Below are 6,942 nucleotides of genomic sequence, written 5' to 3'. Positions count from 1 at the left end.
AGATGGATGCCGTGACGCAGCAAAATGCAGCGCTGGTGGAAGAGTCGGCGGCGGCCGCCGAATCGATGCAGCACCAGGCGCACAACCTGGCGCAAGTGGTCAGCGTCTTTAAATTGAATGGCCAGCAGGCCGGTGTCAGCGGTTTGCAGGGCGCCAGGCGCCCGGCAGCCAAGGCGCCGCAAGAAGCGTTGCGGATTGGCCGCGCCGCTTAATTTTCCTCCACCGAGCCGGTAATCGCCAGCTGCGACAGCCGGTCCGCCTCGCCATTCCTGTGGCGCGGCAGCCAGCGCAAGCTCACATCAGTGAATTGTTCCAGCAGGGCCACTACGGTGGCCCTGTGCGTTTCCAGTCCCTTGGCGCCGACCGGCGTCGTTCCCAGCACATCGTTGATCACCACCTGGCTGTCGCCGTACAGCAGCAACTGCACGGGCGGCGGGCGCACGCCCAGCGCCGCCTGCAGCACGGCCGTCAGGGCCGCATATTCCGCGTCGCTGCTGCTGCCATAACCGGCCGCCTCGCTCACTTCGATACGCTCGCCGTTCGGTCCCAGCAGCAGGGCGCCTATGCCCAGCTTGCCCGGGTTCGGGTGGGCGGAACCGTCGAACCAGCCGCGCCAGGCCAGCGGGCCGCCATGGTCCTGGCGGCTGAGCGCCAGCTGCGTGCGGCGCGCCTGCATCTTGGCTTCCTTGCGCAGTTTGCGCGCCTCTGCTTCTTCCATCATGGCTTGAGCAGGAAGGTGTCGATGAGGCTGCCGATCCAGCACGCCACCAGCACACATACGGCCAGCGTCATGGCGAGACCGTCATGGGCGGACAGCGCATCGACTTTTTCCACGATCAGCTGTACGTCGAGGGGCAGGGCGCCGCTGTCGATCTGTGCCATCACCTGGTCCAAACGTGCCATGATCTGGCGCAATACGAGCACCAGGGCGACCAGGGCCGGCACGAGGAAGAGGCAGCCGCGCGCCTGGCGTTTTAATAGGAAATGCCCGCTGCCGGGAAAGACCAGGGCCGACAGCAGCAGGGCCTGCGTGCGTTTTGAAGAAGGGGAGCCGCTCATGCGCGCCTTGTGTAGGGGAAAGAGCGTTCCATCATACTATTGCCAGCCGAATTTGCGCAGATAGTAGCGTTTCATCAAGGTCGTCAGCAGGGTGTAGCAGACGAGGATGCCCAGCAGCCAGGGGAAGTAGCTCAAGGGCAAGGCTTGCAGCTTGAAGTAGGTCGCCAGCGGACCCATCGGCAGGAACACGCCCACGGCCATGATGGCGGTGGTGGCCACCAGCAGGGGCACGGAGGCGATGCTGTCGATGAAGGGCAGCTTGGGCGTGCGGATCAGGTGCACGATCAGTGTCTGCGTCAACAGCCCCACGACGAACCAGCCGGACTGGAACAGGGTTTGCTGTTCCGGGGTATTCGCGCCGAACACATGCCACATCAAAATAAACGTGCTGATGTCGAAGATCGAGCTGATGGGCCCGAAAAACACCATGAAGCGGCCGATGTCGCGCGGGTTCCAGTTCAAAGGCTGCTGGATCAGTTCGGCGTCGACATGGTCGAAGGGGATGGCGATCTGCGACACGTCATACAGCAGATTTTGCACCAGCAAGTGCAGCGGCAGCATGGGCAGGAACGGCAGGAAGGCGCTGGCCACCAGCACGGAAAACACATTGCCGAAGTTCGAGCTGGCCGTCATGCGGATGTATTTGAGCATGTTGCTGAAGGTGCGCCGGCCTTCCAGCACGCCTTCTTCCAGCACCATCAGGCTCTTTTCCAGCAAGATGATGTCGGCCGCCTCCTTGGCGATGTCGACGGCTGAATCGACGGAAATGCCGATATCGGCCGCGCGCAGGGCGGGCGCATCGTTGATGCCGTCGCCCATGAAGCCGACGATATGGCCATTGCCGCGCAGGGCGCGCACTAGGCGCTCCTTGTGCAGCGGACTGAGCTTGGCAAACACGGTATTCTCTTCGGTTGCCCTGGCCAGGGTGGCGTCGTCCATGTCGTCCAGTTGCGGGCCTTGCAGCACGCCATGCACGGCCAGGCCCACTTCGCGGCAAATCTTCGCCGTCACGAGGTGGTTGTCGCCCGTCAAGACTTTCACGGTCACGCCGTGTTCCGCCAGCGCGCGCAGGGCGGGCGCCGTCGATTCCTTCGGCGGATCGAGGAAAGCGACATAGCCGATCAGGGTCAGCGCCGTTTCGTCGGCCACGCCGTATACGGTCTTATGCGGCGGCACTTCCTTGACGGCCACGGCCACCACTCTTAGCCCTTCTGCGTTCAGGCCGTGCGAGGTTTCCAGCACTTTCGCCAGCAGGGCCGCATCGAGGGGAATATTCACGCCGCCCAGACGCAGCTGGCTGCAGGCGGCGAGGATTTCCTCGACGGCGCCCTTGCAGATCAATTCATGGTGGTCATTCTTTTCGGAAACGACGACGGACATGCGGCGGCGCACGAAATCGAACGGAATTTCATCGACTTTGACATAGTCACGGGCCAGCTGCATTTCCGTCTGCAATTCCACGTGGTCGAGCACGGCGCGGTCGAGCAGGTTTTTCAGGCCCGTCTGGTAGTGGCTGTTCAAATAGGCGAATTGCAGCACTTCGTCGGACGGCTGGCCGAACACGTCCGTGTGGCGCTCGAGCACGATCTTGTCCTGCGTCAAGGTGCCCGTCTTGTCCGTGCAGAGCACGTCCATGGCGCCGAAGTTCTGGATGGCGTCCAGGCGTTTCACGACGACTTTCTTTTTCGACAGTTTCACGGCTCCCTTGGCCAGGGTGCTGGTGACGATCATGGGCAGCATTTCCGGCGTCAGGCCGACCGCCACGGACAGGGCGAACAAAAACGCTTCCATCCAGTCGCCCTTGGTCCAGCCATTGATGAGGAACACCAGCGGCGCCATCACGAGGGCGAAGCGGATCAGCAGCCAGCTGACGCTGTTCACGCCCGCTTCGAAGGCCGTCGGCGTGCGCTCGGTGGCCGTCACGCGCGTGGCGATGGTGCCGAAATACGTGCGGTTGCCGGTCGCCAGGACCAGCGCCGTGGCGGCGCCCGAGATCACATTCGTGCCCATGAACAGCAAATTGGCCAGTTCCATGGGATCTTTACCATTGCTATCGGCCAGTTCGGCCATCTTTTCCACGGGTAAGGATTCGCCCGTCATGGCCGCCTGGCTGACGAACAGGTCTTTCGCGGAAAGCAGGCGGCAGTCGGCGGGGATCATGTCGCCGGCCGACAGCACGATGATGTCGCCCTGCACCAGGTGGCGTATCGGCAGCTCGATCTGCTGGCCATTGCGCAGCACGGTGGCCGTATTGCTGACCATGGCTTTCAGGCGTTCGGCGGCCCGGTTCGAGCGGCCTTCCTGCACGAAGCGCAGCAGCGTCGACAAAATCACCATGGTGCCGATGACGATGGTGGCCTTCGGGTCTTCCGTCAGGTAGGAAACGATGGCCAGCGCGGTGAGCAGCAGGTTGAACGGATTCTTGTAGCACAGCCACAGGTGCTGGTACCAGGCCAGCGGTTTTTCATGCTCGATCTCGTTCGGACCCGTTTGCGCGCCGATGACTTGCGCCTCGGCATCGCGCAAGCCTTCCAGACGCGCGTGCAGGCGGTTCAGGGCGCTATCGAGGTCTTCATGGGCGGCGGCCAGCAGCTGGCGCGCAAGATGGTCGGGCACGGGGCGCGCCGTGCTGTTTTCCAGCGGCATGGCGCGGCGGCGGAAGTGGCCGGCCGTATGGCGCTTGCGCAGGAACGATTCGAACAGGCGGGTGAAGAGATTCATGCTCTTCCTTTCATGACGAGGTGTTGACGGGCGGCGCAGCCGCAGGCAGGCTTGCGTGCCGCCAACGCGTATGACAAAGCATGGCGCTGGCGGGCAATCCGGGTCAGTAGCCGGTCGCGATCGGAAAGAGGGGGGAGAGACGCGCAGCCAGACTGGCCGCGCGAGACGCCGCACCTTGCTCAGCAAGGCACGGAGGAAACGGAATTCCGCGTTGCTTGCTGTTTAGCTGCCGAGGCAATCACCGATACAAGATCGGCTACTGTCACTAGAACAAGTACCCACGTGGGACTCCGTAAATGAATAATGAGGGCATCTTATGGATGGGCTGCAAGCGCGTCAACTGAAGAAATCTTAGGTTTCCAAAGTGTAATGTGGGTGTGGACGAAGACGAAAGTCCGATGCCGAAGAGTAAGGGTTGATACCAATAGTGCGGGCGGACATGCTCATGGGGAGCCAGAAGCGGCCATTCGCGTTGGTGTGACAATGTGTGATTCTTTCTGCTTGGAAATCCATTACGCTCGGGTAAACTGATAGGCTGGAAATAGCCATGCTAAACGCTATGCATATACAGAAAAACAAATGTCTATGGAATTGATCGTTGGGGCAATAATAGCGGGACTTGTTGTCATGTTCTTTGTCGGCAAGCACTTTTCAAAAAAACTGCCCAAAGAAACACATTTCGAATGTGCCCGTTGCGGTACGCTTGCACGCCATACCGATCGAACCATCGAAGCCTGGCGCAACAATAAAACCACATTCTTTTGCCAGTCCTGTCATATTAAATGGGTACGTGCCAGGGCGCCACGAGAGCGTGAGCGTAGCAGTTCTCCTGCAGCTTCCAGATCTGGAGCGAGATCAGGTTGCCTTGGCGTTGTTGTGCTGTTTACCGTCGTTCCGCTGGCTTTCTACTGGTGTACGCGTATGCCTGATCCATTTCTGGCGTGCTGCGCTTCGCCACAAACCTCTCATCCCTTTCCAGCTTCTACGATTTTGCTGCTCAGTATGTCTGGAAACCGGAGGGTGACATTGATCATGAACGACAAACTCGACGTTGACGCAGCCGAGAAATATTACCCAGTTGACGTGACGTCAGCGCTCGGCCGAGAGCATACGGTCGCTTTATCAACGAGAAACAGCTTACGCGCGCTCACCACGAATTCAGTTGGCCCCCGGAAGAGAGAGACCAAACTAAAGTTTCTTCATGTAAATTATTGCCGATTCTTTATGGGGATGCGGGTTTATTGGGATAATGCGGGCCCTTGGGTTATTTTGAAAGTGCGATAGTGGCTATAACGGACGTATCGACCCTATTCTTTGGCATGACACTTAACCTGTCGATCATGGCCGTGGCGCTGCCCTATTTCATGGGGCGGGTGAACCGTGCTGCGCGGTATGCGCAAGCCGGTATCATATTGCAAACGGCGGGTTGGATTTTCCTGCTGTGGTCAAGCACCTTTGAACGGGGCGGCTGGGCTGACCACCTATTGTCAACGATGGCAATGGGTAGCGTGTCGGGCGGCATGGTATTCAATGCCATGGCCTTTCAATTGTGGTACGGCCGTAAGGCGAGTGCTCGCACTCCAGCCGCCATAGCCGTAGTGATGACAGTCGGCTACTGCATCGGTTTTTCCGACTATCCGTTCCGGGTAGGCTGGGCGAATGGCCTGCTGGCATTGCAGATTGCAAGCATCATCGTTCCCCTGTGCCGCGCACCACAGCTTGCAGTGGGGCGCTGGCGCTGGTTATTAATCATATGCCTTACAGTTCAGATGGTAGTACTTGCCGGCCGCGCCGTGCTGGGTGTGTTCTACACCGCTGAGTTTCCGAATTTTTTTGGACCGTACCTGGTCAACCGAGTGTTTGCCTTGTCATCGAACTCGATGATGATGATGATGATGTCTGTTGTGGCCATTCTCCTTGCGCACCGCGACGAGGCAGCCCGGGAACTGGAACGTTTGGCTACGCTAGACGGTCTGACCGGCGCCTTGAACCGCCGCGCTTGGGTACTACAGTCCGAAATCGACCTGGCCAGAAGTTTGCGATACAAGCAGCCACTGGGCGTGTTGATGCTTGATCTCGACTATTTCAAGCAAATCAACGACAAGCACGGCCATGCAGGCGGCGACAGGGCGTTGCAAGTTTTCGTCACTGGTCTACGGGCTGTGAGCCGTGTCGGAGATATGTTCTGCCGCTACGGCGGCGAGGAATTCTGCGTGCTACTCAACTGTGCCGACTTCACCTCGATCGTAGCTTACGACGAACGCATGCGGCAGTGGCTGGCGCGGCATTCGCTCAAGGAACTGGGTTTTGAACTCTCTTACAGCGGCGGCATCGCCATGCGTATGCACAATACCGACACCATGGAGAATATGCTTCAGCGTGCCGACGTCGCCCTCTACAAAGCCAAGTCGCAGGGGCGTGGCTGTACGCTTGCCAGCGCGGAAGTCCTCTGCGCATAAATCGGTGGCTTTTTATGTATTTACGGTTTCCAGGAAGAGTGGTGAGACGCTGCTCTTCCGCTATGCTTAGGTGATGCCTTTTAGGCAGCCTCCGGCCAGAAGCGGACCTACCCGTCCAAACTACAATTCTGATGAACATAGACGAACTTACTCGACGCCGCGTTGAAACCGCTCTTCTGGACTGTGATGGTTCGTGTAGAGATATCAACTTCGCCGAGTGCATTTCGACATCTGGAGCCATTGACGTCCTAAGGGTCCTAGCATCATCTTGGACTTTGGTTGAGGCGATGACGGGTGAAGGCGAAGATATTGCAAAAGCCGAGTTGCAAGGCAATCTTCGACAGGCATCTGGCTCGCTATCCACTGTTTGGAATGGCGGCAGCAACCCAGAGCATATCCAAGCGTACTTCCACTGGGAGGAACCAGACAGCGTATTCTGTGAGATCACGTTTTTCCCCCAGGACTTTGACGGCGAAACCTTCAAACTCATAGATTTCCTGTCGATGTTAAGCAAGTTGGCCTTGGCTGCGCGCAGTGCTGAGTATTATGTGCGCTACGAAGATGCATCTTGGCGTCACGGGCAGCACGAAAAGGATAGCGTGATTCTTTCTGATAGAGTGCTATCGCTTTCACCGACCTGACGGGTGTCGGCCAAGAGCAGACGGTCGCGCCCTTTACTCCTTTTGACACAGTTGTATCCTGC

At 58.8% G+C, this 6,942-nt stretch carries 6 protein-coding genes and 1 pseudogene; 4 read left to right on the top strand and 3 right to left on the bottom strand.

What is annotated here, in order from left to right:
• A pseudogene (locus tag AC54AF_RS26740) lies at positions 1-212 on the top strand (methyl-accepting chemotaxis protein); the annotation flags it as partial.
• Here AC54AF_RS26740 and AC54AF_RS26735 read toward each other — a convergent pair.
• From AC54AF_RS26735 to mgtA, 3 genes are read right to left on the bottom strand one after another with little or no spacing between them, the layout of a single operon-like run.
• Entirely contained in the window at positions 209-721 is a 513-nt protein-coding gene (locus AC54AF_RS26735; RefSeq protein ID WP_496639002.1) for a ribonuclease HI family protein, read from the bottom strand. The pseudogene AC54AF_RS26740 and the gene AC54AF_RS26735 sit on opposite strands and share 4 nt — an antisense overlap.
• Positions 718-1,059 (bottom strand): hypothetical protein, encoded by a 342-nt coding sequence (locus AC54AF_RS26730; RefSeq protein WP_496639001.1) that lies wholly within the window; start codon positions 1,057-1,059, stop codon positions 718-720. The genes AC54AF_RS26735 and AC54AF_RS26730 overlap by 4 nt, the downstream gene beginning before the upstream one ends.
• Before the next feature lie 36 nt (positions 1,060-1,095).
• Positions 1,096-3,780, bottom strand: a complete 2,685-nt coding sequence (mgtA, locus tag AC54AF_RS26725) for a magnesium-translocating P-type ATPase (RefSeq protein ID WP_496639000.1) — start codon at positions 3,778-3,780, stop codon at positions 1,096-1,098.
• A gap of 579 nt (positions 3,781-4,359) precedes the next feature.
• Here mgtA and AC54AF_RS26720 point away from each other — a divergent pair.
• From AC54AF_RS26720 to AC54AF_RS26710, 3 genes are all read left to right on the top strand, one after another.
• Positions 4,360-5,064: a hypothetical protein gene (locus AC54AF_RS26720; protein WP_496638999.1), complete on the top strand. Its 705-nt coding sequence runs from the start codon at positions 4,360-4,362 to the stop codon at positions 5,062-5,064.
• Entirely contained in the window at positions 5,040-6,239 is a 1,200-nt protein-coding gene (locus AC54AF_RS26715) for a GGDEF domain-containing protein (protein WP_496638998.1), read from the top strand. The genes AC54AF_RS26720 and AC54AF_RS26715 overlap by 25 nt, the downstream gene beginning before the upstream one ends.
• 131 nt (positions 6,240-6,370) lie before the next feature.
• Positions 6,371-6,880 (top strand): hypothetical protein, encoded by a 510-nt coding sequence (locus AC54AF_RS26710; protein WP_496638997.1) that lies wholly within the window; start codon positions 6,371-6,373, stop codon positions 6,878-6,880.
• Positions 6,881-6,942 lie beyond the last annotated feature (62 nt).

The sequence above is a fragment of the Janthinobacterium sp. JF4 genome (genome assembly GCF_059617925.1).
The sequence above is the reverse complement of the archived record's forward strand: the minus strand, read 5'-3'. Positions and strand labels throughout refer to the sequence as shown.